Source organism: Streptomyces sulfonofaciens, assembly GCF_014656295.1.
Lineage (GTDB): Bacteria > Actinomycetota > Actinomycetes > Streptomycetales > Streptomycetaceae > Streptomyces > Streptomyces sulfonofaciens.
The window spans coordinates 417,252-443,745 of the sequence record NZ_BNCD01000004.1 but is presented as its reverse complement, the minus strand read 5'-3'; the positions used below and the strand labels follow the sequence as shown (position 1 = coordinate 443,745).

General features: G+C 73.4%; 22 protein-coding genes and 2 pseudogenes. 6 read left to right on the top strand and 18 right to left on the bottom strand.

Translation table 11 applies throughout. The features are described from left to right. Positions 1-25: 25 nt before the first annotated feature. The 5 genes from IE313_RS10075 to IE313_RS10055 all read right to left on the bottom strand — a co-directional run bounded on the left by IE313_RS10075 (position 26) and on the right by IE313_RS10055 (position 5,721). Positions 26-1,036 carry an ROK family protein gene (locus IE313_RS10075; RefSeq protein WP_189930626.1) on the bottom strand — a complete coding sequence of 337 codons (1,011 nt, stop codon included), beginning with the start codon at positions 1,034-1,036 and terminating at the stop codon, positions 26-28. Further along, on the bottom strand, positions 1,037-1,984 hold the full coding sequence (locus tag IE313_RS10070) for a carbohydrate ABC transporter permease (RefSeq protein WP_189930625.1): 948 nt from the start codon (positions 1,982-1,984) through the stop codon (positions 1,037-1,039). It lies immediately after the preceding gene. Continuing rightward, on the bottom strand, positions 1,981-2,979 hold the full coding sequence (locus IE313_RS10065) for a carbohydrate ABC transporter permease (protein WP_229924498.1): 999 nt from the start codon (positions 2,977-2,979) through the stop codon (positions 1,981-1,983). Before IE313_RS10065 ends, IE313_RS10070 begins: the two co-directional genes overlap by 4 nt. Positions 2,980-2,986: 7 nt before the next feature. Then, entirely contained in the window at positions 2,987-4,351 is a 1,365-nt protein-coding gene (locus IE313_RS10060; RefSeq protein WP_229924497.1) for an extracellular solute-binding protein, read from the bottom strand. Between the two features lie 659 nt (positions 4,352-5,010). After that, complete coding sequence (locus IE313_RS10055; protein ID WP_189930624.1) at positions 5,011-5,721, bottom strand: SDR family NAD(P)-dependent oxidoreductase; 711 nt, start codon at positions 5,719-5,721, stop codon at positions 5,011-5,013. A 102-nt stretch (positions 5,722-5,823) separates the two neighbouring features. Here IE313_RS10055 and IE313_RS10050 point away from each other — a divergent pair, with 102 nt between their 5' ends. Then, positions 5,824-6,654, top strand: coding sequence for a helix-turn-helix transcriptional regulator (locus tag IE313_RS10050; RefSeq protein WP_189930623.1), 831 nt, complete (start codon positions 5,824-5,826; stop codon positions 6,652-6,654). Between the two features lie 45 nt (positions 6,655-6,699). Here the strand turns inward: IE313_RS10050 and IE313_RS10045 are convergent, their stop codons facing one another. From IE313_RS10045 to IE313_RS10020, 6 genes and pseudogenes are all read right to left on the bottom strand, one after another. Further along, a complete protein-coding gene (locus tag IE313_RS10045; protein WP_189930622.1) occupies positions 6,700-7,791 on the bottom strand; it encodes a LacI family DNA-binding transcriptional regulator in 1,092 nt (363 codons plus the stop codon). A 44-nt stretch (positions 7,792-7,835) separates the two neighbouring features. Beyond that, positions 7,836-9,641, bottom strand: coding sequence for an alpha-amylase family protein (locus IE313_RS10040; RefSeq protein ID WP_189930621.1), 1,806 nt, complete (start codon positions 9,639-9,641; stop codon positions 7,836-7,838). Continuing rightward, a complete protein-coding gene (locus IE313_RS10035; RefSeq protein ID WP_189930620.1) occupies positions 9,638-11,470 on the bottom strand; it encodes an MBL fold metallo-hydrolase in 1,833 nt (610 codons plus the stop codon). The genes IE313_RS10040 and IE313_RS10035 overlap by 4 nt, the downstream gene beginning before the upstream one ends. A 408-nt stretch (positions 11,471-11,878) precedes the next feature. Beyond that, positions 11,879-12,034, bottom strand: a complete 156-nt coding sequence (locus IE313_RS35955) for an SDR family oxidoreductase (RefSeq protein ID WP_189930619.1) — start codon at positions 12,032-12,034, stop codon at positions 11,879-11,881. 41 nt (positions 12,035-12,075) lie between these two features. Continuing rightward, positions 12,076-12,609, bottom strand: a pseudogene (locus tag IE313_RS36355) (SDR family NAD(P)-dependent oxidoreductase); the annotation flags it as partial. A 16-nt stretch (positions 12,610-12,625) separates the two neighbouring features. Beyond that, complete coding sequence (locus IE313_RS10020) at positions 12,626-13,042, bottom strand: ester cyclase (protein ID WP_189930618.1); 417 nt, start codon at positions 13,040-13,042, stop codon at positions 12,626-12,628. A 71-nt stretch (positions 13,043-13,113) separates the two neighbouring features. Here IE313_RS10020 and IE313_RS10015 point away from each other — a divergent pair, with 71 nt between their 5' ends. Continuing rightward, positions 13,114-13,983 carry a LysR family transcriptional regulator gene (locus tag IE313_RS10015; RefSeq protein WP_189930617.1) on the top strand — a complete coding sequence of 290 codons (870 nt, stop codon included), beginning with the start codon at positions 13,114-13,116 and terminating at the stop codon, positions 13,981-13,983. Between the two features lie 207 nt (positions 13,984-14,190). Continuing rightward, entirely contained in the window at positions 14,191-14,418 is a 228-nt protein-coding gene (locus tag IE313_RS10010) for a hypothetical protein (RefSeq protein WP_189930710.1), read from the top strand. A 153-nt stretch (positions 14,419-14,571) separates the two neighbouring features. Here the strand turns inward: IE313_RS10010 and IE313_RS10005 are convergent, their stop codons facing one another. Next, positions 14,572-16,026 (bottom strand): C39 family peptidase, encoded by a 1,455-nt coding sequence (locus IE313_RS10005; RefSeq protein WP_189930616.1) that lies wholly within the window; start codon positions 16,024-16,026, stop codon positions 14,572-14,574. Positions 16,027-16,402: 376 nt separating this feature from the next. Between IE313_RS10005 and IE313_RS10000 the strand changes: the two are divergent. From IE313_RS10000 to IE313_RS09990, 3 genes and pseudogenes are all read left to right on the top strand, one after another. Beyond that, positions 16,403-16,942: pseudogene (locus IE313_RS10000) on the top strand (uridine kinase family protein); the annotation flags it as partial. A gap of 681 nt (positions 16,943-17,623) precedes the next feature. Continuing rightward, entirely contained in the window at positions 17,624-19,498 is a 1,875-nt protein-coding gene (locus tag IE313_RS09995) for an AAA family ATPase (protein ID WP_189930615.1), read from the top strand. 427 nt (positions 19,499-19,925) lie between these two features. Beyond that, a complete protein-coding gene (locus IE313_RS09990) occupies positions 19,926-21,161 on the top strand; it encodes an epoxide hydrolase family protein (protein WP_189930614.1) in 1,236 nt (411 codons plus the stop codon). 193 nt (positions 21,162-21,354) lie between these two features. Here IE313_RS09990 and IE313_RS09985 read toward each other — a convergent pair whose 3' ends face one another. The 6 genes from IE313_RS09985 to ribH form a co-directional block, all read right to left on the bottom strand. After that, complete coding sequence (locus IE313_RS09985) at positions 21,355-22,437, bottom strand: hemolysin family protein (protein ID WP_189930613.1); 1,083 nt, start codon at positions 22,435-22,437, stop codon at positions 21,355-21,357. Further along, positions 22,434-23,813: a hemolysin family protein gene (locus IE313_RS09980; protein ID WP_189930612.1), complete on the bottom strand. Its 1,380-nt coding sequence runs from the start codon at positions 23,811-23,813 to the stop codon at positions 22,434-22,436. Before IE313_RS09980 ends, IE313_RS09985 begins: the two co-directional genes overlap by 4 nt. A 298-nt stretch (positions 23,814-24,111) precedes the next feature. Beyond that, the gene (locus tag IE313_RS09975; RefSeq protein WP_189930611.1) at positions 24,112-24,648 is read right to left on the bottom strand and encodes a PH domain-containing protein; all 537 of its coding nucleotides are present in this window, start codon (positions 24,646-24,648) and stop codon (positions 24,112-24,114) included. A gap of 82 nt (positions 24,649-24,730) precedes the next feature. Further along, complete coding sequence (gene hisG / locus IE313_RS09970; protein ID WP_189930610.1) at positions 24,731-25,585, bottom strand: ATP phosphoribosyltransferase; 855 nt, start codon at positions 25,583-25,585, stop codon at positions 24,731-24,733. A 74-nt stretch (positions 25,586-25,659) separates the two neighbouring features. Beyond that, a complete protein-coding gene (locus tag IE313_RS09965; RefSeq protein ID WP_189930609.1) occupies positions 25,660-25,932 on the bottom strand; it encodes a phosphoribosyl-ATP diphosphatase in 273 nt (90 codons plus the stop codon). An 8-nt stretch (positions 25,933-25,940) separates the two neighbouring features. Beyond that, a complete protein-coding gene (ribH, locus tag IE313_RS09960) occupies positions 25,941-26,453 on the bottom strand; it encodes a 6,7-dimethyl-8-ribityllumazine synthase (RefSeq protein ID WP_189930608.1) in 513 nt (170 codons plus the stop codon). Positions 26,454-26,494: the final 41 nt, after the last annotated feature.

Below are 26,494 nucleotides of genomic sequence, written 5' to 3'. Positions count from 1 at the left end.
CCAGTGGTGTGGTGGTGCGCAGGGGTCATGAGCGGGGCAGCCGTTCGAGGCCGACGGCGGCGGCGCCGAGCACCCCGGCCGTGTCGCCGCCTGCTGCCCTGACGATCCGGGCGGTGCGTGCCGCGGGGCCCATGGCCTGGGCGGCGACCAGCCGCCGTACCGGGCCGAGCAGCCGTTCACCGGAGCGGGTGACGCCGCCGCCGAGCACCACCATCTCCGGTTCGAAGAGGTTGACGAGCGAGGTCAGCCCGCTGCCGAGGGCTTCGACGGTCTCCGCCCACACCCGCGCCGCGAGCGGGTCGCCCTGCCGGGCGGCCGCGTCGACGTCGGCGGCGGTGAGCGGCTGGTGGGCGGCGAGCACACCGGCCGTGCCCGAGGCCCGTGCCTCGGCGAGGGCCTCCTCGGCGCGTTCGGCGATCGACGTGCCGGACGCGTACGCCTCCAGGCAGCCGCGCCGTCCGCAGCCCTTGCAGACGCGGCCGTCGGAGCGGACGGTGATGTGTCCCGGCTCGCCACCGTTGCCGGCGCCGCCTCGGAAGGTGCGTCCGTCCAGCACCAGGCCGCCGCCGATGCCGGTGGACACCGTCAGGTACAGCAGGTGGCGCACACCGCGTCCCGCGCCGAAACGCCACTCGCCGGCCGCGCCCGCGGTGCCGTCGTTGTCCAGCACCGCGGGCACGCCGTACCGCTCACGGGCCAGGTCGGTGATCGGGATCTGCGTCCAGCCGGGCAGGTGCGGCGGAGCGATCAGGACCCCCGCGTACGGGTCGAGCGGCCCGCCGCAGCCGATGCCGGTGCCCAGTAGCCGGCCGATCGGCACGTCGGCGTCCGCGAGGACCTTCTCGCCGAGTTCGAAGAGCCGCCCGAGTGCGGCCTCGGGGCCTTCGCGGGCACCGGTCGGGCAGCTTGCGAAGGACAGCAGGGTGCCGTCCTCGGCCACCGCTCCCGCGGCCAGTTTGGTGCCGCCGATGTCCAGGGCGAGCACGGCCTGCCTGGCCGCGTCCCCCTCGCCGCCGGCCCTGTGGTGGTGCGTCATTCAGCCCTTCCGTCCTGTGGTGGCGATGCCGGAGACGAAGTGCCGCTGGCCCAGGAAGAAGATGATGATCATGGGCAGGGTGACGACGACGCTCGCGGCGCACACGATCTCCCACTCCATCTCACCCCCGTCGCCGAACTGGTCGAGCACGGCCTTGAGACCGCGCGGCACGGTGTAGAGGGCGGGGTCGCGCAGGTAGATCAGCGGCCGCACCAGGTCGGTCCAGGCGGCCTGCACCTCGAAGACGAAGGTGACCACCAGGGCGGGGCGGCACAGCGGGACCGCTATCCGCCAGAACATCCCGAAGTAGCCGGCGCCGTCGATCCGGGCCGCCTCGAAGAGCTCACGCGGCAGTCCGAGGAAGAACTGCCTGAGCAGGAAGATGTAGAAGGCGCTGCCGAACAGGTTGGGCGCCCACAGCGGCACCTGGCTGCTGGCCAGGTGGAGCCAGTTCCAGACCAGGTACTGCGGGACCATGGTGACCACGGCGGGCAGCATCATGGTGGCGATGACGAGGCCGAAGAGGAGGTTCCGCCCCGGGAAGCGGAAGTACGCGAACCCGAAGGCCACGATCGCGCTGCTGGCGGTGACGGTCACCGCGGCGGCCAGGGTGACCGCGGCGCTGTTGCCCAGCCAGGTCAGCAGCGGCACCTCGTGCCAGATCCTGCTGTAGTTGCCCCACTGCCAGGACGACGGGAGGAGGGCGTTGTCGAAGACGTGGTCGGACGTCTTCAGGGAGGCGCTCACCAGCCACAGGAACGGGTAGAGGAAGACGACGGTGGCGGCGGTCAGCGCGAGCGGCCGCAGCACCCGCCCGACGGGGCCCTGCCGCCGCCCGCCGGGGCGCGTCCCGCGGTGCCCGGCGCGGCCGCGGGTGCTGCCGGATGCCGCCGGCACCGTGTGCTGCCGTCCGCGGCGGTCCGGGCGGACGGGGGCGAGGCCGGTCATCGGGTGTCTCCCTCGTAGTAGACGAACCGCCTGCTGACCCTGGCCTGGATCAGGGTGATCACCAGGATCACCGCGAAGAGCAGCCAGGACATCGCGGAGGCGTAGCCGAGGTGCATGAACTGGAAGGCCTGCTGGAAGAGGTAGACCACGTAGAACAGGGCGGCCTCGTGGCTGTAGGTCTGCGCGTTCGCGGTGCCGAAGAACGCGGTGTACGCCTCGTCGAAGGTCTGCAGGGAGTAGATGGTGTTCACGACGAGGGTGAAGAACAGCGCGCCGGACATCTGCGGCAGCGTCACGTGCCGGAAGGCCGTCCACCGCCCGGCGCCGTCCAGTTCCGCCGCCTCGTAGAGGTCCTCGGGGACGTTGCGCAGCGCGGCCAGGTAGATCACGACGGTGGCGCCGAGCGACCACAGGGTGGTCAGCACCAGGCCGGGCTTGACCCAGTTGCCGTCCGTGGTCCAGCTCGGGCCGGGGATGCCGAAGCCGCCGAGGACCTTGTTGACGAGCCCGACGTTGCCGTTGAAGAGCAGCAGGAAGAGGATGCCGACGGCGACCTTCGGGGTCATCACCGGCAGGTAGAAGACGGTGCGGAAGAACCCGGACGCCCTTCCCACGCGGTTCAGCAGCATGGCGAGCGCCAGCGACAGCGCCATCAGCAGGGGCACCCTCAGCACGGTGAACGCCAGGGTGTTCAGCAGCGAAGAGGCGACCTGCGGGTCCTCGAAGAGCTGGCGGTAGTTCTCCATGCCGACGCCCCTGGTGGCGCCGATGCCGTCGTAGTCCGTGAACGACAGCACGAGGCTCGCTAGCATCGGGCCCGCGGTGAGGAGGACGAAGCCGACGATCCAGGGTGAGATGAACCCGTAGGCGGCGCGGGTCTCCCGGCGCCGCCAGGATGCCCGCCAGCGGCGGACGCGCTCCTGCCGGCCGGTGCGGAGCGCCCGGGTCGGGCCGTGCCCTCCCCGGGGCCGGGTCGCGGTAGCGGTGCTGCTCACGACCTGCTCACTCCCTTTCCGTGTTGCCGCGGTCCAGGGCGCTCTGGGCTCGCTGCTGCGCCTCGTCCAGGGCCTCCTCGGGGCTCTGCTCGCCGGAGAGCACGTTGTTCACGGCGCTCTGCCACGCCTTGCGGAACTCGGTGCCCGCGGCGTTGGCGGGCACGCTGAACGCGTGGTCCTGGGCGGCGTACAACTGCCGGGCGGCCTCGTCGAAGGCGGCGTTGCCGGTGGGCTTCCAGACCTCGTCGTGGATGCGCCGGTCGGCCACCTTGTTGCCGGTGAAGTCGCCGGTGTACGGGGAGCCGTCCTTGCGGATGTCCCTGGCCTTGGCCCTGGCGGCGGTGACCCAGGTGTCCGGCGAGGTCATCGCGGTGATGAACCGGCATGCTTTCTGCGGGTGCGGGCTGCCCTTGGGGATGACCCAGCTATACCCGGACGTGTAGTCGATGGGCCGGCCCCTGCGGTCGGTGAACGGCCGGGTGTGCAGGTCGACCTTGGGCGAGACGTCGCCGAGCACGCTGACGTACCAGTCCTCCATCGGGTACGCGCCGATCTGGTCGCGGACGATCTGGTTGCCCGCGCCGAACTGGTCGAAGGTGTCGCGCAGCGCCTTGAAGCGGCCCCAGCCCCCCTGGGCGTCGATGAGGCTCACCGCGAAGGACAGCGCCTCGACGGTCCGCGGGTCGTCCAGGTGGGCCGTGCGTCCGTCCCTGCTGAGCAGCAAGCCGCCGTTGGCACGCACCCACAGGGGGAAGAACTCCGGGATCTTCGGGTCGAAGCCGATCCGGGTGAGCTTGCCGTCCTTGCTGCGCACAAGGTCCTTCGCCAGCCGGGACAGGCCCTGCCAGTCGGAGGTGTCGACGTCGGACACCCGGTCCCCGGCCTCCGCCAGCACCTTGCCGTCGATCAGCAGCAGACGGTTGTCGTAGGAGTCGGGCAGGCCGTAGACCGTGCCGTCCAGGGTGGCCTCGTCCATCGCGCTGGCGCGGTACTGGCCCACGTCCACCCTGCGGTCCTTGAGACAGGTGGTGAGCGGGACGATCGCGCCGCGCGCCGCGTAGCCGCCGATCAGCGAGCGGTCCATGACCACCACGTCGGGCGGGTCGCCCGCGGCCACCGCGGAGAGGAACTGCTGCTCGTCGAACGCGCCTTGGTTGACCTGGAGGCGTGTGGTGCCGAGCACCTTGCGCGCCACGTCGACCCGGGCCGTGGCGAGCGTGTCGCCCATGCTGTAGCCCATGGTCGTGAAGGTGCCGGCGCGATCGCCGGACACGACGCCGCCGCAGGCGGTGACCGGTAGCAGGGTGGCGACGGCGGCCACGGCGGCGGCCAGACGGCGTCGCCGCCGCCGTGGATGGAGTGGTGCCGCCATGGAGCTCTCCCTTGAGTGGTGACGGACACGGGGTGGGCGCAGTACTGCGCCGGAACATGCTCAGGCATGCGGAACATGCTGGTGAGCGGCCGGAAGCGGCGATGTCAGGGCCACCGCGACCGACCGCCGATCATGTGGCATCGTTCCCACATGAGAACGTAGCCACATGGTCTGGAGGGGTCAAGACACGGGAGCCGACGGGTTTTTTGGGACCGGGAGGAGGGGCCGCGCGGGCGCTCGGCGGATCTCTGCCGCGGCGCGACGGCCGCACCGCGATGCCCAACGGGCGGCCGGGGGCGGTGAACAAGCGCGCCGTCGATGCCGCACCGGCTGGTGCGGAGCGCGTGGCCGGGGCCCCCCGGGTGGGGTGCGGCGGGGCGGGGCGTGCGCGGGGGAGGCGGTCGAGGCCCCGGACGGCGGGCGGACGGCGCCGCCGCCGTGCGCGGTCGCTTCCGTGCACGGCGGCGGGGACGGGGAGTTCGGGTGGACCGGTTGCGACCGGCCCGCCGGGAACCGGACTGACGGGAACCGGCCCGCCGGGAACCGGACTGCACGCGGATCCGCAGATCGGACCTGGGCCCGGAACCGGGCCCCGGAACCGGGCCGCAGCCCCGGACCCGCCGCCGGACCCGGACCGCCGGATCCCCGGATCCGGCGGACTACCAGGGAAGGATGCCCTCGGCGTCGAAGTAGCCCCCGGTGGGCCCCTCGGGGCCGAGCTGCGCCATGCGGACGATGATCCCGGCGCCCTTCTCGACGGTCCCCGTACCGGTGTTCGCGTTCAGGTCCGTGCTGGTGAAGCCGGGCTCCACCGCGTTGATCCGCATGCCGGGCAGCGCCTTCGCGTACTGCACGGTGAGCATGTTGACCGCGACCTTCGACGCGGGATAGGCAACGCCCCGGTAGGCGTACGCCGGGGTGCCCGGGGTGGTGACCCGGGTCAGCGAGGCAAGGCCGCTGCTGACGTTGACCACGACCGGTGCGGCGGAGCGCAGCAGCAGCGGCAGGAAGGCGTGTGTGACGCGCACCATGCCGAAGACGTTCGTCTCGAACGTCCCGCGCATCACGTCGGCGGTCACCTCCTGCGCACCGACCACCACGCTGCCGTTGCTCATCTCCTGCTGGACGCCCGCGTTGTTGATGAGCACATCCAGTCCTCCGCGGGCCTCGACGGTCCTCACCGCGGCAGCCACGGACGCGTCGTCGGTGACATCGAGCCGTACCGGGTGCGCGCCCAGCCGTTCGGCGGCCCGGCGGCCGCGCTGCGCGTCCCGGCTCGCGAGGTACACGGTGTGGCCCGCGGCGATGAGCCGGCGGACGGTCTCGTAGCCGAGGCCCTTGTTGGCTCCGGTGATCAGTGTGACTGTCATACGGCCACGATGCGGTCCGGTTCGGACGGTCGACCAGGTCTGCGTTCTTCCTGGGACCACCAGTACCAGGAAGAGCGCGGCCGGACGGTGCACAGTGGTGTCATGGCGGGTACGGAGTTCGGGCAGGCGGTGCGGGCCTGGCGCGACCGGGTGTCCCCCGAGGCGGCGGGGCTGCCCTCGGGGGCCCGGCGGCGCGCCGCCGGGCTGCGCCGGGAGGAACTGGCCCTGCTCGCCGGGATCTCCGTCGACTACGTCACCCGCCTCGAACAGGGCAGGGCGGCCAATCCTTCCGACCAGGTCGTCGAGGCCCTGGCCCGGGCGCTTCGCCTGTCCTCGACCGAGCGGGAGCACCTGTTCCACGTCGCCGGGCTGGTGCCGCCGGGGTCGGGCACGGTGCCCGTCCACATCACGCCGGGCGTGCACCGGATGCTGGACAGGCTGGCCGGGACGCCCGTCGCCGTCTCCGACGCGGCGTGGACGCTGCTGCTGGCCAACCCGCTGTACACGGCGCTGATGGGCGAGCGGCACGGCAAGGAGCGCAACGCGGTGTGGCGCACCTTCCTCGGTTCCGGCAGCCGCGTCCGCCACACACCCGAGGCCCGGCGCGCACTGGAGGCCACGCAGGTCGCCGAGTTGCGTGCGGCGGCGAGCCGGTACCCGGCCGACAGGCGGCTGCGGAGCCTGATCGCGGAACTGCGCGCGCGCAGCGAGCGTTTCGCCGTGCTGTGGGATCGTGGTGCCATGGCGCGGCACGAGGTGTCGTGCAAGACCGTCGACCACCCGCGGGTGGGCACCGTCACCCTGGACTGCGACGTGCTGGGTGTCGCGGGCAGCGGTCTGCGCATCATCGTCCACACGGCCGAGCCGGGCACCGAGGACGCCGAACGCCTCGCGCTCCTCGCCGGCCTCGGCACCCGGGCACTGGTCGGATAGCGGCCCGCCCGGCGGCCGCCCGCCGACCGCTGGGCGGGCCCGGCGTCAGGCGCTCACGTCGCTCCCCACGCCCCGTGCGGCGCCGCCTCCCGGCGGGCTGGGGTGCGCGGTCCGTGCCGTGCCGCCCGGCGCGCAGGTGGAGCCGCGGCGGACGAACTCCGGTTGGAGGGTGAGGGTCTGGGCGCGGCCCCGCTCCCCGGCGATCCGCGCGAGGAGGAGGTCGGCGGCCTGCCGGCCCATGTCGTAGACGGGCTGGCGGACGGCCGTGAGGCCCGGTTCCACGATCCGCATCCAGCCGAGGTCGTCGAAGGAGATGACGGAGCAGTCCCTGGGCACGGCGCTGCCGCGGCGCTTGAGCTCCTGCCACACCGCCTCGGCGACGACGTTGTTGGCGGCGAAGACGGCGGTGACGCCGGGGTTGGCGTCGAGGAAGGCGGCCACGTCGGCGCCGGGGTCGGCGGGGCGCAGCCCGAGGTCGAGCACCAGGCGCCTGGAGAGCGGCACTCCCGCGTCGCGGTGGGCGGCCCGGTAGCCCTTGAGGCGGTTGCGGCCGGTGTCCCACATCGTCTCGTCCAGCACCATCGCGATCCTGCGGTGGCCGAGTTCGAGGAGGTGGGCCACCGCGTCACGGGCGCCGCGCTCGCTGTCGATGGTGACCGCGTCGCAGCCACGCGCTCCGGAGCGCCGGTCGACCTCGACCACGGGGGTGCCGTGCTCGACGAGGAGTTCGGTGGCCGCGCGGCCGACCGGCGCGAGCAGCACCCCGGCGGCACGCATGGCGAGGAACGCGCGTGCGCCCTCCAGCGCCTGCGCGTCGCTGCCGTGGTCGTCGACCAGCACCATCTGGTGGCCCGCCGCGGCCAGGGAGCCCTCGACACCCGCGGCGAGCGCGGCGTAGAACTGGTTGCGCAGGTCCGAGACGACGAGACCGACCAGGCCGCTGGAGCGCCCCTTGAGGCTGCGTGCGGAGACGTCGGGCACGTATCCGAGGCGGTCCGCGGCGGCCACCACCCGGGCCTTGATGGCCTCGGCGACATAGCCGTTCCCGGCCAGTGCGCGGGAGGCGGTCGACGCGGACGTGCCGGCTTCCTGCGCCACCTGGCGCAGCGTGACGCGGGTCCGCTTGCCCTTGCCCATCGGGCTCCCTCTTTCCGGCCTTCCTGGACTGTTCCCGGGCCCGCTCACCGCGCGCCGCGGTGCCGTGCCCACTGCGCGCGCAGCGCGGCGTAGTCGCGCTCCTGAAGCGGCTCGCCCGTGCGGTCCAGGTGGGTCGTCACGTACAGCGCGGGGACGCCGAGCTGTTCCTTGACGGCACCGTAGGCACGCCACTGGTCGCGGTCGGGGGCGCACCAGTCGTCGGTGTCGATCAGCAGGTGCGGACAGGACGCCGCAGCGACCGCCGCCCGGTAGCGCATCTGCGGTACGACCGGGGCCCAGGGGTCCGGGTCGTCGAGTCGCAGCATGTCGTTGAGCCGGATCATATCGGTCACGTCGGCGAACGCCGGGTGCGGCGTGTGCGTGACGACCAGAGCGTCCGGCTTCGCCCCCTTCGCCGCTCGGTGGATCGTGGCGAGCTGATCGTACAGGAGGGCAATGCCCCACCGGTGGCCCGCAGTTGACAGTGCATGGCCGGAGGGTGTGTCCGCGGTGAAGTCGATCTTCAGCCCATCGGCGTCCAGGCCGTCCCGGGCGAGCATGCGCGTGATGTTCGCCGCGAGCAGGTCGCGTGCCCGGGGGTGGCCGGGGTCCAGGGCGACGGGGTGTCCGTCGGGAGTGCGCACGCACAGCTCCTGCGGGACCCCCTCGCTCGCCCAGGCCCGCCACCACAGCAGCACCTTCTGTCCGGCCGCGTGCCGCTCGGCGATCCAGCCGCGCAGGTCGGGCCATCTGTCCGCATCCGGTTCCCAGGAACCGTAGACACGCTGCCACTTGTCGTCGATCACCACGGTGCCCGGCACTAGGCCGTGCCCGCCGAGCACCGCGAGATGGCGGTCGTACTCCTCGCGGGTGCTGAACCCTGGTGCGGGGCGGCCGGTGTCCCGGGCGCGCGCCATCTGCGCGCCCCAGCCGCAGAACATCGGCTCCGACCACCAGCCGGGCCTGCCGGCGGCCGGGGCGGCACCCGGGTCGGGGGCCCAGCCGTGCCCGCGCAGCCAGTGGCGGTGGGCGCGCAGCCCCGCGTACGGGTCACCGTGACCGGGCGAGACAAGCACCTCCGGGGTGCGGAAGACGCCGTCCACGCGGGTGTGGGCCTCGTAGTCCAGACGCAGGTGCCAGCCCTGGTCGGAGGGCACGTAGTGGAGCTGGGTGAAGTTCAGGGCGGACACCGGGGCCCCGACGCCCAGCGTGCACCATCCCCCGGGGGCGGCCGCGGCCGGATCGGCGTCGTCCGGCAGCCTGGCACCGGTCAGGGCCAGGCAGAGCGGCGGGGGCGTGAAGAACCAGTGGCCGCGGCCCGGTCTGGCGTCTCCGCAGACCCCGAGCACGGCGCTCTCGCCCGCGCCCCGCAGCAGGCGCCGCGGCGGGCCGGGGCGGGGGGTGAAGAGCGTGGCCCAGTCGTGTCCGCTGGGCCGCAGTCCCGTGCCGCGCCCGCCGAGTGCGGCACGGGTGGCGAAGAGCGCCACGGACTCCAGATCGCCGTGGCCGCGCACCAGCCAACTGGCCTCGGGACCTTCGGCGGTGCAGACGACCCGGGTCTCGGCCTCCCGCCACGCGGTGCTGCGCCTGCGTACGGTCACCACCGGACCGGGGCCCGAGAGGTCCAGGGCGGGCGCTGACAAGGACAGCGTCTCGTCCACCGCGCCGGTGCGGTCGAGGGCGCCCGGCAACTGGAGTTCGAGGTGGTCGACAGCCGCCGACCGCAGGCGGGCCGTGCTGCCGTCCGCCGCGAAGGTGAGCCGGTAGCGGGGTGCGCTGACGGTGACGCTGCCGTCCGCCTCCTGGTGTGCGGTGACCGGCCCTGGCCGCTCCCGCTCCGCGTGCGTCATCGGACGCTCACCAGCGCCTCCGCCTGCTGTCCGAACCGCGTCCCGGCCACGGTCAGCTCGGCGGCCAGCCGCAGCCGCTCCTTCGCCCGCTGCCCGTCGGGCACCTCGACCACGAACTCGGCCCGGCCCTCGGTGTGCCCGGCCAGGGGTAGCCGTACGAGCGGCGGGTGCGCCCGCCAGCCGGGCGGCAGGACGAGGCGCACCTCGGCCGGCTCCGCGCCGGGGAACGGGTTGCGCACGGCGACCTCCATGCGGAGCCTGCCGCCGGCAGCGGCCACGCCGCGGTACGGGAGGATCCGGGCGCCGAAGCCCTCGGCGCCGAAGTCCACCTCGCGGGGCAGCAGCTCCCGGTGCAGCCGGGCCAGTTGCTCGCCCTTGGCCAGCAGCATGTCCAGATAGGCGTCGGTCACCTCGTAGGGGTCCCAGTGGCCGCTGATCATCAGGTCGGGGCGCAGCGCGCGGTAGAGGCGGGCGCTGCGGGTGAAGTCGTCGAGGCGGAAGCGGTTGCGGTACTGGTAGTTGAGGATCTCGGGGCGCAGGCCCGGTTCCCACTCGGTGGTCTGCTGGTCACCGGTGGCGATCATCCGGCGGCCGTCCGCGGTGAAGGAGTAGGCGGCCGCGTAGAGGGTGTGGCCCGGCAGGTCGTGCACGCCGATCTCGTACTCGTGCCAGCGCACCGGGCGGTCCACGGGCAGCTCGCGGTCGACGGGTATCGGGTCGTACCACAGGCACGGCAGGTCCCAGCGCCGCGGGGCGCTGAGGACGGGGGCGATGTGCGCGGGCGACCAGACCTCGGTCCCGTACACCTCGCGCAGCAGGTTGAACCCCGCCACGTGGTCGTCGTGGTAGTGGGTCGGCAGCGCCACCTCCACCCGTGCCACGCCGTGGTCGCGGTGCAGCGCCTCGATGGAGGCGAGCAGCGGGCGGCGGGCGGAGCGGTCCTGGCCGCCGGCGAGGCCGGTGGACAGGTCGTAGCCGAAGTCCAGCAGCAGTGCGCTGCCGTTATCGGACAGCAGCGCGTAGGAGTTGGCCATGGAGGTGGTGTTGCGCAGCAGGTGCGGGGTGACCGCGCGCCAGGGCCGGCGCAGCATGGCCTCGGGGTCCCAGGGTGCGCGGCGGTTCATGTCCAGCAGTTCCGTCAGCCGGGCGCGCAGCCGGGCGACGGCCCGCGGCGGGTCGGTGACCGGGGCGCCGTGCGAGGGCAGCAGCAGCGCGGGCCGGTGGTCGAGGAGTTGCAGGCAGGACAGCACGGTGGCGGCCACGCCCTCGCGTCCGGCGTTCGGGTGGAAGCCGGTGTACGCCCACTGGGTGGCGGCCAGGGACCAGAGCCGGCCCTCGCCGTGCACCAGGTCCCCGACGAAGGCGATGCGCTGCCCGCCGTGCTCGATCAGATAGCTGACGGAGCCGACGGTGTGCCCGGGGGTGGGCAGTGTGTACACGTCCACCGGACCGTACCGGCGGGTGCGGTACTCGGTGGCGGTGCCGGTCACGGGCACCTGGTGGAGCAGCGAGAAGCGGTCCTGGCGTACGTCGTAGTCGTTGTCGATGCGCCGGGTGCGCCAGTGTTCGTCGACGCCGGCGATCAGGTCCTGCTCCACCGGGGGAACCCATATCCGTATCCCGGCGGCCGCGGCACGGGCCAGGCCCTGCACCTGGTCGCGGTGGTGGTGGGTGACCAGCACGTCCGTGACCTCGTCGACCCCGAAGCCGGCGAGGTGGTCGAGGACGTCCCCGCTGCCGAAGTCGACGAGCACGGCCCGGCGGCCGGATCTGACGACGTAGACGTTGCAGGTGTCCCGGAAGAGGAACACATCGCTCCCGACCTGCATGGGCCGCCCCCTGCCAGAGTATGAAATCGATCCCAGGTGGGAACGGTGCCAGGTCGGCGGCGGGATGGTCAAGGGCGGCGGTGGAGAGCGGAGGACGGCGGGCCGGCCGGGGGCGGAGGCGGGCGGTGCGGGGCCGTTGGGCCGGGGCGCATACGCGGGTCGGCCCAACGGGTCGGGGGCCCGGGCCCGCACGATCCGGCCGGAGCCCCGGGGCCGGCACGAGCCGGCCACCGAGCGGCGTGCCGCCCCTGGGGGAACAGGACGTCCTCGAAAATCCGACTCCTGTCCGACCCGTGGCCGACTCCTGTCCGACCCGTGGCCGGCCCGTGCGGCCCCTGTCCCGCCGGGGAGTGCGGCACCGGCGGGCAGGGCGACGTGCCGAGGCCGCCGGCCGGGCGCCGGGCCCGGTCAGGCTCCGCTGCGCGTCGCGCCGCCGTCGACGTGCAGGATCTGACCGGTGACGAAGTCGGCGTCGTCCGAGACCAGGAAGGCGAGCGCGTTGCCGAGGTCCGCGGGGACCGAGGGGCGCTTGATGGTCTGCATGGGCGTCGTGCGGACGAACACCTCCTCGGCGGTGCCCCGTTCGGCCGGGCTCGGCCCGAAAAGCCCTCGGTCGCCACCAGACCGGGCGCGATCGCGTTGACGGTGATGCCGCTCTCGCCCAGTTCGTTGGCGAGCGCCCGGGTCAGCGCATGCACGGTGCCCTTGCTCGTCAGGTACGCGAGGTCGCGGTTCTGCGTCATGGTGATGCCGGAGCCGGTGTTGACGACGCGTCCCCACCCGGCGGCCCGCATCCCCGGTGCGAACGCCCGGGCGAAGAGCAGGACCGCCTCCACGTTGACCGCCTGCACCCTGCGCCACAGCTCGATCGTCACGTGGTCGAGGTCGGTGCAGGGGAAGATGCCGGCGTTGTTGACGAGTATGTCGCAGCGTCCGTACCGGCCGAGGACCGTGTCGACCACGGAGTCGACCTGCGACGGCTCGCTGATGTCGCACACCAGCCCCAGCCTGTCGCCGCGGCCCGCCGGCTCGGTCACGCCGCCGGCCGGGGCGTCGATGTCGACGGCGACCACGTTCGCGCCGTCCGCGGCGAGCCGCCGGCAGTACGCGTGTCCGATGCCGCGCGCCGCCCCGGTCACCACCGCCGTCCTGCCGTCAAGCGCCACGGGTGAACTCGCATCCGATCTGGACGGCGATCCCGAAGTGGTCCTCCAGGTGCCAGGTCCGCACGATCCGGCCGTCGACCACCTGGTGGAAGTCCGACGCCCGGAACTCGACCTCGCGGCCCGTGCCCTCGACGCCGAGCAACTCCCCGACGTGTACGCCGCGGCCGACCGCGCGCACGGCCACCATGTCGCCGGACGCGACGACGTGCTCGATCGTGACGGTCAGGCCGGAGAACACGCTGCGAAGGTGATCGATGCTCTTCTTCCACCCGTCCGCGCCGGGCCCGGTCCGCAGGGCCGGGACGGCCTCCCAGTCGGCGGCGAGGGCCTCGTCGACCAGCGCCGTGTCTCCGGTGGCGAGGGCCTGGTAGAAGCGCCGAGCGGCGATCTCGTTGTCAGTAGGCATGGGCCCCACGCTAGGGACGCACACCCCGGGTGATCAAAGACCTGTTCCGCACCACGTCATACGCTTGCGGCATGAGGGATCTCGACCTGCGGCTGGTGCGCTGCTTCACCACCGTCGCGTCGCACCTGCACTACGGCCGGGCCGCGGCCGAACTGCGCATCGCGCAGCCCTCGCTGAGCCGGCAGATCAGCCGGCTGGAGGCCCAGGTGGGCACGCGGCTCCTCGACCGTTCGCGGCAGGGCACACGGCTCACCGAAGCGGGAGAGGAGTTCCTTCCCCACGCGCGCGAGCTGTTGCGCTCGTCCGAGCAGGCCGTGGCCGCCGCACGGGCGGCCGCACGGCCCACCCGGATCACCGTCGGCCACACCGCGGGCCTGATCGTCACCCCGGCGGTCCAGGACCTGCGGCGCAAGCATCCGGACGCCGACGTGCGCACGCTGCACCTGGAGTGGCACGAGCCGCGCGGGGCCCTGCTCGACCGGCGGGTCGACGCGGCGCTCACGCGGCTGCCGCTGCGCACCGGTGACCTGCGGGTGACGGTCCTGCACGACGAGCAGAAACTGCTGCTCGTAGCGCGCGGGCACCGGCTGGCCGGCAGGGGGTCGGTCACCCTCGACGACATCGAGGGCGAGCCGATCCCCCGCTTCCCGGATCCCGAGTGGGACGCCTACTGGCGCATCGACCCGCGCCCCGGAGGCCGCCCCGCGCCCGACGGGCCCCCGGTCGACACCATCGAGGACAAGCTCGAGCACATCGCCGCCGGGCAGGCCGTGGCCATCGTCCCGGCCGCCCTGCACGCGGTCGGGATACGCCCCGACCTCACCACGGTCCCGCTGCACGGCGTCGAGCCCGGCCACGTCGTCGTGGCGACTCGGGCCGCGGACCGCAGCCGGCTGGTGGCCGCGTTCCGCGCGTCGGCCCGTGACTGCCTGAGCCGTTGACGCACGGGGCCCCGCCTCCCTGTCTCGGGCGGAGACGGGCAGGAGGACGGGGACGAGCAGGGGGACGGGGACGAGCAGGGGGACGGGCAAGGGGCGGGATGAGCGTCCGGCGGACGGCGTCCCGGCGCCGCTCCCGCGTGACGCAGCCCACCGGGGTCCGGCCGATATTCATAGGCCTTTGCCAGTATTGCGACCTACGCTTCGGTCATGCCCTCGATGTCCGAGTCCCGACCGCGCTCTGCCGCCGAGCTGAACGAGCAGATCCGCGCCCTGATGGTGTGCTCGGGCGGCCGGCTGACCGGGCCGCAGCGTGCCGAGTACCAGTCGCTGCTCGAACAGTGGGCGGCGGCCGTGCGGCGGAGCGCGGTGCGGCCCGAGCCGCCGCGCGTGCCCGGGCCTCGAAGAGGAGTCGCGGACCGGACCGCGGTCGGCTGAGGCCGCACCCCGGCGCACCGGCCCCCGCTCCGGTCGCCGGCGACCGGAGCCGGTGGGACGGCGCCGCACGGGCGGCGACCGGGCGGGCGAGACCCGGCCCGCACGGGGGCGGCGAGGCCCCGGCCCGCACGGGGACGGGGCCTCGCCGCTGCCTCACCCGATGCCGACGGAGGCCAGAGCGGCCTTCTGGGCCGTGCTGGGGTTCGCGGGGAAGTACAGGTAGCAGACACCGCCGGTGCCGGAGACCACGTCCCCCTTGGCGTTGTACCGCTTGGTCCTGAGCCAGATGTTCTCCCACTCGCGCCGGTCGTAGACGTGGCGCACCGCGTCGTCGTCCGGCGAGGCGGGGTCGTTGGCGATCACGTCGCCGTCCGCGGTGAACCCGATGACCGTCATCAGGTGCCCGGACGTGCCGTAGCCCGCGCCGGTCAGCTCCTCCTCCAGGAACGACTGGGAGGTGATGGCCGGGATGCCCGCCGCGATCAGCTTCTCCAGGTCCCCGAGCGAGCCCAGCCGGGTGACCACGCCCTGCAGCCCCGGGTAGGTGGCGGCGTAGGCGGCGTTGAAGGGCCAGTTGCCGCAGCCCTCGTACTGGTAGTCGTAGGTGTACCGGGCGGCCTGGCAGACCTGCGGGTCGGCGTACGACGGGTCGACCCAGGACAGGTCCGCGGCCGACGGGCGGTGCCCCCAGTACTGGATGATCATCTGCGAGGAGGTGGGGCTGCACCATGCCTCGCCCCCGCCGTCGTACTGCGGGTACTGGCCGGCGTGCACGTCCTGCGAGAAGCGCGGGACCACCAGCTCCTTGGCCAGGCCCGGCGTGGAGGCGGGCACCGTGAACCGGTCCGGGATGTCGGATCCCATCGCACCGAGGCGCCACACCACCGGTGCGGCCTTGCTGCCGGGCGTGCGGTACAGCGTCAGCCGCAGCCGGTAGGAGACCAGCCGCAGGCCGGAGGCGGGGTCGTCGATCGCGAAGGTGTCCGTGTAGATGCTGCTGCGGTCGTCCGACTGGCCGTCGACGGAGGTGCGCTTGATGTCCGTGTCACCCGCGGCCCAGCGGCCCATCACGTACCACGGGGTGGCGGTACCGTCCCCGTAGGTGCCCCGCAGTTCGACCTGGAGCCAGGTGCCCGCGGGCGTGGCGGCGTTCCAGGACGCGATGGCCTCCGTGGCCGGCACGGAGAGCTGATGCACGGGCGAGGTCCAGCGGGCGTACTCCCAGGTCGCGGTGGTGCCGGTGTGCGGGTCCGCGTAGTCGGTGGTGCCCACGGGGACGGCGATGGTCAGGCCCGCCCGGCCGCTGGAGATCGCACGGGTGCCCTCCGCCGTGCCGCCCCGCCAGTCGTTGTAGGACGTCCAGGCGTGGTAGTCCACCAGCGGAACCGCACCTCCCCTCCGTTCGTGGCTCGCGCCGCCCGGCACCGGCCGTGCGCCCTCGGTGCGCGGTGCCGCTGCGGCGGGGACCGCGGTGGCGGCCGTGGCCGCGAGTGCTGCGGACGCGGCGGCGGCGAGCACGGCGCGCCGGGAGGCGGCGGACCCTCCCCCGGGCACCGTGGCCGTTGTGTTCTCGTTGGCGGATCTGCTGCTGTCGGCTGCTCTGGTCATATACGGGGAACCCCCAGTCGACCCTGGCCCACAGGGCGGAGCCGGAGCGCGCGGCGGTGGGCCAACTACGGACACTGTGGCCCCACTATGACCGCTGGACACCGGCTTCTGCCAGCGTTCAAGGGGCGGAGGTGGTCACCAATATTGGCCTCTACCAGTGAATGTTGCGGGCCCGGGCGCGGCGGCGGGAGGCGGCGGCATGAGCCGCGGGGACCGGCCGAGGGGGCGTGGGCGCGGGCCACGGGGACCGCCGGGGGAGCGTGGCCGCGGGGCGCGGGGCGTGGATGCGGGCCGCGCGTGCACGGCGCACGGGCGCGACGGGCGCCCCGACGGCGCGCGCCATCCCGCTACGCTGGGCACGGTGACCGCTTCCCCCGTGCTCCCCCGTCTCGCCGGTGCACTGCGCCGGCTGGCGCCCTCGCTGGGTCCGGTGCGCCTGGTCGCCGTCGACGGGCACGCGGGCTCGGGGAAGTCGACCTTCGCGGGGCGGCTGGCCGCGGCGCTGGGCGGGGCGCCCGTCCTCGCGCTCGACGACCTCGCCACCCACGAGGAGTTCTTCGCGTGGACCGGGCGGATGCGGGAGCAGGTGATCGAGCCGCTGGGCCGCGGCGAGCCCGCGCGCTACCGGCCCTACGACTGGCGGGCACGCCGCCTCGGTCCGGCCAGGGAACTGCCGCCCGCTCCCGTGATGATCGTCGAGGGCGTCGGCGCCGGCCGCGCCGCGCTGCGCCCCTGGCTGTCCTGCCTGCTGTGGATGGAAACGCCGCGCGAGGAGTCCTGGCGGCGCGGCCGGCGGCGGGACGGGCCCGCCCTGGACGCCTTCTGGGACGGCTGGACCGCCGCCGAGCGGCGCCACTTCGCCGCGGACCCCTCCCGGCCCTTCGCCCACCTCCTCGTACAGCAGTGCGACGAGGGGCGCCCCGCGGGGGCCGTGGCGGCGGTGGGGCACGACGTGCGCGGGGCGGCCGCGGGGAGCCCGGTACCGGCGCAATCCCGGGGGCCGACGCGCCCCTTGGCGCCCGTGCCACCGGTGGCATACGCGGTGCTGCCGGGGCCGGCGGGAGGACTTTCCGGTGCCGCGGACCGAGCAGGAACAGCTCACTCCCTCACTCAACGTGAGAACTACCAGCCAGTTAACCAAACAGGCGGAAAACGACTTCCATAAGTACCCCAACCCGGCTTGACCCCGGGACCGTACAGGTCTTACGTTCTCAATGTGCGGCCTTTCAAGGCCCCGCAGACGCGAAGCCCCCGGTTGTTCCCCCGTGATCGGGGGCTTCGTTCTGTCCCTTGCGCCCCTTTCTCCCGAGTACGGCCCGGACACCCCCCTCACACTCGGTCACCGCCCGTCCGGTCCCCCGCCCCCTGCCCCGGGCGGTCCGGCATGCGCCCCAAATGCTTCAAACGCGGCCCATCCCACAGTGCGGCACCCTTCGGCCCGCCATGGCCCCGCAGGTACGATGCTGTGCGGTGCAGTTACCGGACGGCTGCTCAGAGCACCGAGTCAATTCCCGTCCACGGCACAACGGTTCGGCGAAGGAGCCGGCGGGCACGAACCCGTCGGCACACCACGGGGGCACGGTTTGTGGGGGACGTGATGGACTTCGGCACGCAGGGCTCACCCGCCCCGGCCGACCTGGCCTGGCTCCGGGGAGTCGATGCCTACACGATGGGTGCCTATCCGCAGGCGGAGGAGGAGTTCCGGGCCGCGGTGCGGCTCGACCCCGGGATGGCCGACGGCTGGCTGGGACTGCACGCGCTGCGCATCGAGACCACCACCGCCCTGCTGCGGATGTTCCAGCACCGCGACCGCTTCGGCGAACAGCGCGCCCGCCACCGCAGGACCCTCAACTCCTGGTACTGGCTTGGCTGGTGGGTGCAGCCGGTGCTGGAGTCGCCGCGCGACCTGCTCCTCGCCCACGCCTCCCACTGGCTGGACGGCCGCCACGTCCCCGAGCTGGACCGTGCGCTGGCGGGCCTCCCACCGGTCGACGCCGACGGGCAGGTCCGCTTCCTGCACGCCTGCCGCGCCTACCTCGTCAAGGACTGGGAGCAGCTCGTCCGGCACACAGACCCTCTGCTCGACGACCCGATGCTCGGCATCGAGGCGGGTCTGTTCGGCGGCATGGCACGCGTGCGCCTCGACATGTACGGGCAGGCCGAGCCGCTGCTGTCCGCCGCACTGATGCGCTGCCGCAGCGAGCAGCCCCAGCGCAAGGAGCTGCGGTACTGGCTGGCCCGCGCGCACGAGGGCACCGGGCGCAGCGCCGCTGCCCTGCCGCTGTACCGCGCCGTGCACCGGGTGGACCCGGCCTTCATGGACACTTCCGCCCGGCTCGCCGCGATAGCCGAGGGCGACGGGTACGACGACGCGGCCGACGTCGCCGCCATCGCCCTCGCCGGCCTCGGCCAGGACGCCGTGGACGCCATGGACGGCGCCGATCCCCTGTTCGGCATGGAGGGCCGGGACCTCAGGCTCGGCGACCCGGAGCCGGCCCCCTCGGCCGGGGTGAGCGGCGAGGCGGACACCGTACGCGAGAAGGCCGTGGTACCGGTGCAGGCCGGCCCGCCGAAGCTGCCGGCCGGCCCCGCCGACCCCGCGCTGCTGGAGGAGGCGCTCACCGAGCTGGAGCGCATGGTCGGGCTCGAACCGGTCAAGCGCCAGGTCAAGGCGCTCTCGGCCCAGTTGAACATGGCGCGGCTGCGCGCCGGGCAGGGCCTGCCCGTCCAGCCCCCGAAGCGCCACTTCGTCTTCTCCGGGCCCTCCGGCACCGGCAAGACCACCGTGGCCCGCATCCTGGGCCGGGTGTTCTACGCCCTCGGCCTGCTCGGCGGGGACCACCTGGTGGAGGCGCAACGTGCCGACCTGGTCGGCGAGTACCTGGGCCAGACCGCGGTCAAGGCCAACGAGCTCATCGACTCCGCCATCGGCGGCGTCCTCTTCGTCGACGAGGCGTACGCCCTGTCCAACACGGGGTACGGCAAGGGCGACGCCTACGGCGACGAGGCACTGCAGGTGCTGCTGAAGCGTGCGGAGGACAACCGCGACCACCTGGTGGTGATCCTCGCGGGCTATCCGGAGGGCATGGACCGGCTGCTCGCCGCCAACCCCGGCCTGTCCTCGCGGTTCACCACCCGTGTCGACTTCCCCTCGTACCGCCCCCTGGAGCTGACCGCGATCGGCGAGGTGCTGGCCGCGGAGAACGGCGACCTGTGGGACGAGGAGGCCCTGGACGAGCTGCGCTCCATCAGCGGACACGTCGTCGACCAGGGCTGGATCGACGAGCTGGGCAACGGCCGCTTCCTGCGCACCCTCTACGAGAAGAGCTGCGCCTACCGCGACCTGCGGCTCTCCGGTTACCCCGGCGCCCTGGGCCGCACCGACCTCGCCACCCTCCGGCTGCCCGACCTGATGCAGGCGTACGGAGAGGTCCTGTCGGGGCGGGGCCCCGGCGACCCCACGGCACTCTGAAAGGTCCCGTGCGGACCGCACCTCCTGCTCGGGGCGTGTCCGGGCCGCGGCCCGGCGTTCCGCCGTCGGCCGTCGCGCCGCCGTACCCCGCGCGAGTGGGCCGTGAACCCTGGGCCGGACACCCGCCGCAGCGCAGCGGGTGACCGCGTACCCACCATCGCGGCGGCCCGCCCGTCGTGTTCGCGCAGCATGTGCATGATGGTGGCCCGCCACCGTCACAGCCGTCGGGCGCCCGCGCGTGCCAGGCTGGTCGAGTCACGCGAGGGGAGGGCAACGGCCGCCCGGCCCCTGGCCGGCCGACTCGGCCATCACCACCCGCAGGCGCTCGCCGCGCCGCCGCCCGCGCCACCCGGCAACGCCCCGGCTCGCCGCACGGCCGTCCGACAGACCGGCGGCGCGCTTCCCCCATCCGGTAAGGAACCACGCCATGACCACCCCGCACGCCTTCCCCCTCGAGCCCACCCCCCTCCATGTATCCGACGAGGTCCTCGACGACCTGCGCGCCCGTCTCACATCGACCCGTCCGCCGCTGGACGAGGGGAACGAGGACTGGTCCTACGGCGTCCCGGACAGCTATCTGCGTGAGCTGGTCGCCTACTGGCGGGACGGCTACGACTGGCGCCGGGCCGAGGCCGCCATCAACGCGCACGAGCACTACCAGGTGAGGGTCGCCGGTGTCCCGGTGCACTTCATGCGCGAGCCGGGCCGCGGCCCCCGCCCGATCCCGCTGATCCTCACCCACGGCTGGCCGTGGACGTTCTGGCACTGGTCGAAGGTGGTCGGCCCGCTGGCCGACCCGGCCGCGTTCGGCGGTGATCCCGCCGACGCGTTCGACGTCATCGTGCCGTCCCTGCCCGGCTTCGGCTTCCCCGGTCCGCTCACCGGCTTTCCGGACGTCAACTTCTGGAAGGTCTCCGACCTCTGGCACACCCTGATGACCGAGACCCTGGGATACGAGAGATACGCCGCAGGGGGCTGCGACATCGGCGGAATCGTCTCCAGCCAGCTCGGCCACAAGTACGCCGACGAGCTGTACGGCATCCACATCGGCTCCGGACTGCCGCTCGACTTCTTCACCGGCCCCCGCGCGTGGGACTTCGCCCGGAACCGGCCCCTCACCGACGACCAGCCCGCCGACGTCCGCGCCCGCGTCATCGAGCTGGACCACCGCTCGGCGTCCCACCTCGCCGTGCACATGCTCGACGGCGCCACCCTGGCCCACGGGCTGAGCGACTCACCCGCCGGACTGCTCGCCTGGCTGCTGGAGCGCTGGAACGCCTGGAGCGACAACGGCGGCGACGTCGAGTCCGTCTTCACCAAGGACGACCTGCTCACCCACGCCACGATCTACTGGGTGAACAACTCCGCCGCCACGTCGATGCGTTACTACGCCAACGCCAACCGCTACCCCTGGGCCCCCGCCCACGACCGCACCCCGGTCGTGCAGGCCCCGGTCGGCCTCACCTTCGTCACGTACGAGAACCCGCCCGGCATCCGCACCGCCGACGAGCGCGTCCGGGCCTTCAGGACCGGCCCGCAGTCCCACTGGTTCAACCACGTCAACGTCAACGCCCACGACCACGGCGGCCACTTCATCCCCTGGGAGAACCCCGACGCCTGGGTGAGCGACCTGCGCCGCACCTTCCACGGCCGCAGACCCTGACCGACCCTGCACCCCCGTCCGCCGACGGGCCGGGCCGCGCCGACGCCCCCGGCAGGGCGCGCGCGAGGAGCCGGACGGCCGGCCCGGGCGGGAGCGCGGGAGGCCACCTGGACGAACGGGCGGTTCCTGCGTGCCCTCGCACCCCGGCCGGGGACCGGTTCCCCACTCCCCCGCCGGGGCGCGCCCGCGAACGTCAGCTCGCCATCGCGCCCTCCGGGGCCTCCCTGCGCGGCTCACCGAGCCGCCTGGCCCCCGACCCCCGGTGGGCCGGGTCCCGGACCTCGCCGACCAGCAGTTCCAGCACGTCCTCCAGGGTGACCAGGCCCACCACACGCCCGGACGCGTCGGCGACCTGGGCCAGGTGCGTCGCCGCGCGCCGCATCACGGTCAGGGCGTCGTCCAGCGGGAGTTCGGCGCTCAGCGTGGTCATCGGCCGCCACACGTGCTGGGGCACGGCGCGGTCGCTGTCCTCCAGCTCCAGCACGTCCTTCACATGAAGGTAGCCCATGAACGCGCCGCCGTCCGCGCACACCGGGAAGCGCGAGTAGCCCGTGCGTGCGGTGAGCGCGACGACCTGGCCCGCGGTCACCGTCGGGTCCACGGTCACCAGCGACGCACGGTCCAGCAGCACGTCCGTCACCGGGCGCGAGCCCAGCTCCAGCGCGTCCCCGAGGCGCTCCTGCTCCTCCGGGCCGAGCAGTCCGGCCTGACCGGAGTCCGCCACCAGGCGGTTGAGCTGCTCGCTGGTGAAGACGGCTTCCACCTCGTCCTTGGGCTCGACGCGGAAGAGGACCAGCACACCGCGGGCGCACGCCCCGAGCGCCACGGTGACCGGCCTGCACAGCCGTGCGAACGCGACCAGGCCAGGGCTGAGCCTGAGCGCCGTCCGCTCGGGATCCGCCATGGCGAGGTTCTTCGGCACCATCTCGCCGATGACCAGGTGCAGGAAGACCACCAGCACCAGCGCGATCACATACCCCAGCGGGTGCACGAGGCCCTCGGGCAGCCGCACCGCACCGAACACCGGTTCGAGCAGCCGGGCGACGGTCGGCTCCGCCACGGCCCCGAGGGTGAGGGAGCAGACGGTGATGCCGAACTGCGCGGCCGCCATCATCTGCGGAAGGTGTTCGAGACCGTAGAGCACCTGGCGGGCGGGCGCGGTCTTCAGCGGCTCGATCTGGCTGCGGCGCACGGAGACGAGGGCGAACTCGGCACCCACGAAGAACGCGTTGGCCAGTACGAGCAGAACGGCGAACAGCAGTTGCAGCAGCGTCATCGGACCGCCCCCGCCGCCGCACCGGCACGGCCGCGCGGCGCGCCGCCCGCGCCCCCGGGGCCGTCCACGGCCTCCGCCGTCCTGACAAGCCGGACCCGCTCGGCGCGGTAGTGGCCCACCTGCCGCACCTGGAGCCGCCAGCCGGGCAGCTCCGCACGGTCGCCGGGGGCCGGGATGCGGCCCAGCAGATCGGCGACGAGGCCCGCCACCGTCTCGTAGGGGCCCTCGGGGGCGTACAGGCCGATGTCGTGCAGGGTGTCGACGCGGCAGCTTCCGTCGGCCTCCCAGGCGGGCCGCCCGTCCTCGGAGGGGGCGGCGGCCAGCTCCGGGGCGTCCTTGGCGTCGTGCTCGTCGCGCACCTCGCCGACCAGTTCCTCGACGATGTCCTCCAGGGTGACGACGCCCGCGGTGCCGCCGTACTCGTCCACGACGACGGCGATCGGCTGCTCGCTGCGCAGCCGGGCGAGCAGCGGCTGTACCGGCAGCGTCTCAGGCACCAGCAGCGGCGCCTGGGCGATCCGGCCCACGAGGGTGCGCAGCCGGTCGTGCGCCGGTATCGCCAGGGCGTCCTTCAGGTGCACCATGCCGACGATCTCGTCGATCCGCTCCCGGTAGACGGGGAACCGGGACAGGCCGGTGGCACGGGTCAGGTTGACGACGTCCTCGGCGGTCGCGGAGGACTGCAGGGCGCTCACCTTCACCCGCGGGGTCATCACGTGCTGTGCGGTCAGCTCGCCCAGCGAGAGGGTGCGCACGAACAGGTCCGCGGTGTCCTGCTCCAGCGCGCCGGCCTGTGCGGAGTGCCGGGCCAGCGAGACCAGCTCGCCCGGGGTGCGGGCGGAGGCCAGCTCGTGCGCGGGCTCCACGCCGAGCGCCCGGACCAGGCGGTTGGCGACGGTGTTCAGGCCGGAGATGACCGGCCTGAACAGCCGTGAGAAGCCGCCCTGCGGCCCGGCGACGAACCGGGCGACCTGCAGGGGGCGGGAGACCGCCCAGTTCTTGGGCACCAGTTCGCCGACCACCATCTGCACGGCGGAGGCGAGCAGCATCCCGATCACCGCGGCGACGCCGGGAACGGCGCCCGCCGGCAGGCCCGTCGCGGTGAGGGGCGCGTCGAGCAGGGCCGCGAGGGCCGGCTCGGCGAGCATGCCGACGACGAGCGAGGTGATGGTGATGCCGAGCTGGGTGCCGGAGAGCTGGAACGACAGCTCCTTCAGCGCGGCCACGACGGAGCCCGCCCGTCGGTCGCCGGCGGCCGCGGCCTGCTCGGCGTCCGGGCGCTCCACGGTCACGAGGCCGAATTCGGCCGCCACGAAGAAGCCGTTGGCGAGGATCAGGAGAAGGGCCGCTCCCAGGAGCAGCAAGGGGATGATCATGCCGCCGCCTCCGAGTCGCCGCGGACGCGGTCCGCGCTGTGTCGGCAGGGGGCGGCGCAGGTACTACAGGACGAACCGTCCATCGCCTAAGGAAGTCACTCCTTGGTCAGCAGGGACCCCCGGGCACCACGGGTGGTGCGTGAGGGGGCGGAGGCGCGTCGTGCGCCTCCGGAACCAGATTAATCAAGACAAGCGCCGATGTGGCAGTGCGGATGCCCCCGAGGGGACCCCGATATCTCCCGGCGGAACCCGGAGGTCTCCCGTGCGCCCCGAAGGCCGGCAGGCGGGCGGGCGCCGCTCACTCGTCCGTGGCGGCCACGTTCCGCTCGGCGGCCGCTCTGGCCTCGACGAGGGCGCGCAGGGCACGGGCGTCGTGGATGGCACGGCGCCTGGCGAGACCCGGCTGGATGCCCATCGCGGCCAGGCTGGTGCCGTCGCTGAGGTCCAGGAAGACCCAGGGGTCGCCGGGCCTCAGGTTGACCCGGAGGATCTCCGCCCACTCCAGCCGCCGCCCGCCGAGGATGTTGACGACCGTGACCCCGGACACGTCGGCCACCACCCTGGGCCTGCTCAGCAGCACCAGGGCGGCGCAGAGCAGGGCCGCGGTGACGATGAAGCTGAGCCGCTCCGCCGGACGGATGTCGGGCAGCAGCAGGGCCACCGCGGTGAGCACCGCGAAGAGCACACCGCCACCGCCCAGCAGGACGGCCCGGGTGGAAGCCGGCCGGAAGGTGACCGGCAGTGCGGGCGGCTCGGCGGCGGCCCGGTCGCCGGCGGCCGGCACCGCGCCCTGCTGGGCGCCGTGCCGTGGGGGCTGCGGTGGCGTGTCCGTCATCACGTGCTCCCGGGGGCTCGGTCAGGGGTGCTGGTCGGATCGCCGGCCGCCGCGGTCGCGGCGGCGGGCGGGGGGTGTCCGGTCAGAGGCGGCAGGCGTGGATGGCCGTGGTCAGGATGGCCCGCGCCCCGATGGCGTATAGATCGTCCATGATCTGCTGGGCCTCCTTGGCGGGCACCATGGCCCGCACCGCGACCCAGCCCTCGTTGTGCAGCGGCGAGACGGTCGGGGACTCCAGGCCGGGGGTGAGCGCGACGGCCTGCTCCAGGTCCTCGGCCCGGCAGTCGTAGTCCATCATCACGTACGTCCTGGCGACGAGGACGCCGTGCAGACGGCGCAGGAACTGCTGGGCCTTGGGCTGGTCCGTGTCCGTGTCGGCACCCGTACGGCGGATGACGACCGCCTCCGAGTGCATGATCGGGTCCCCGATGACCTCCAGGCCGGCGTTGCGCAGCGAGGTGCCGGTCTCCACGACGTCCGCGATGACCTGGGCCACGCCCAGTTCGATCGCGGTCTCCACGGCGCCGTCGAGGTGGACGACGGTGGCGTCGATGCCCTCCTGCGCGAGGTGCCCGGCGACGATGCCCTCGTAGGAGGTGGCGATCGTCATGCCGCCCAGGTCCTTGACGCCGCCCGCGGTGCCCGGCCGGGTGGCGTAGCGGAACGTGGAGCGTGCGAAGCCGAGCGGCAGGATCTCCTCGGCGTCGGCTCCGGAGTCCACCAGCAGGTCGCGTCCGGTGATGCCGATGTCCAGACGACCGGAGGAGACGTAGATGGCGATGTCGCGGGGGCGCAGGTAGAAGAACTCGACCTCGTTGCCGGGGTCGACGATCACGAGTTCCTTGGAGTCCCTGCGCTGGAGGTACCCGGCCTCATGGAGCATCTCCGACGCAGGTCCGGAGAGTGAACCCTTGTTGGGGACGGCGATGCGCAGCATGAGGCGGGATTCCTTTGCGGGACGGTGCGGAAGGGTGCGTGCTGGTCCTGGCGGCCGGCCGGGTGGGCCGGGGATCAGAGATGGGCGTAGACGTCGTCGAGGGAGATGCCGCGTGCGACCATCATCACCTGCACGTGGTACAGCAACTGGGAGATCTCCTCGGCAGTGGCCTCCCGGCCCTCGTGCTCGGCGGCCATCCACACCTCGGCGGCCTCCTCGACGACCTTCTTGCCGATCGCGTGAACGCCCTTGCCGACCAGTTCGGCGGTACGGGAAGTGGCGGGATCGCCGTGCTGCGCCTTGTGCCGGAGCTCGGTGAACAGCTCCTCGAACGTCTTCTTGGACATGATGCCGCCTACTCTACGCGGCCGTGCGCCACCGCCTGACGCGAGGGCTCGGGGATGCTGCGCAGGGTGACGGCGGTGGAGACGGCCGCGGTGACGGCCTCGTGCCCCTTGTCCTCCTGGGAGCCTTCGAGGCCCGCGCGGTCGAGCGCCTGTTCCTCGGTGTCGCAGGTCAGCACGCCGAAGCCGATCGGCACGCCGGTTTCGACGGACACCTGGGTGAGCCCCTGGGTGACGCCCTGGCACACGTAGTCGAAGTGCGGGGTGCCTCCGCGGACGACGACACCGAGCGCGACCACGGCGTCGTAGCCGTGCACCGCAAGCGCCCGGGCGACGACGGGCAGCTCGAAGCTGCCGGGCACCCGCAGCAGGGTGCGCTGTTCGATGCCGAGTTCGTCCAGGGCGCGCAGGGCGCCGTCGACGAGGCCGTTCATGATCTTCTCGTGCCACTGGGCGGCGACGACGGCGACCCGCAGGCCGCTGCCGTTCATGACGCTCAGTACGGGGGCACCCTTGCCGCTCACGTGCTCTTGCTCCTTGGTCCTGGGGGGTCGTGCGGGGTTCT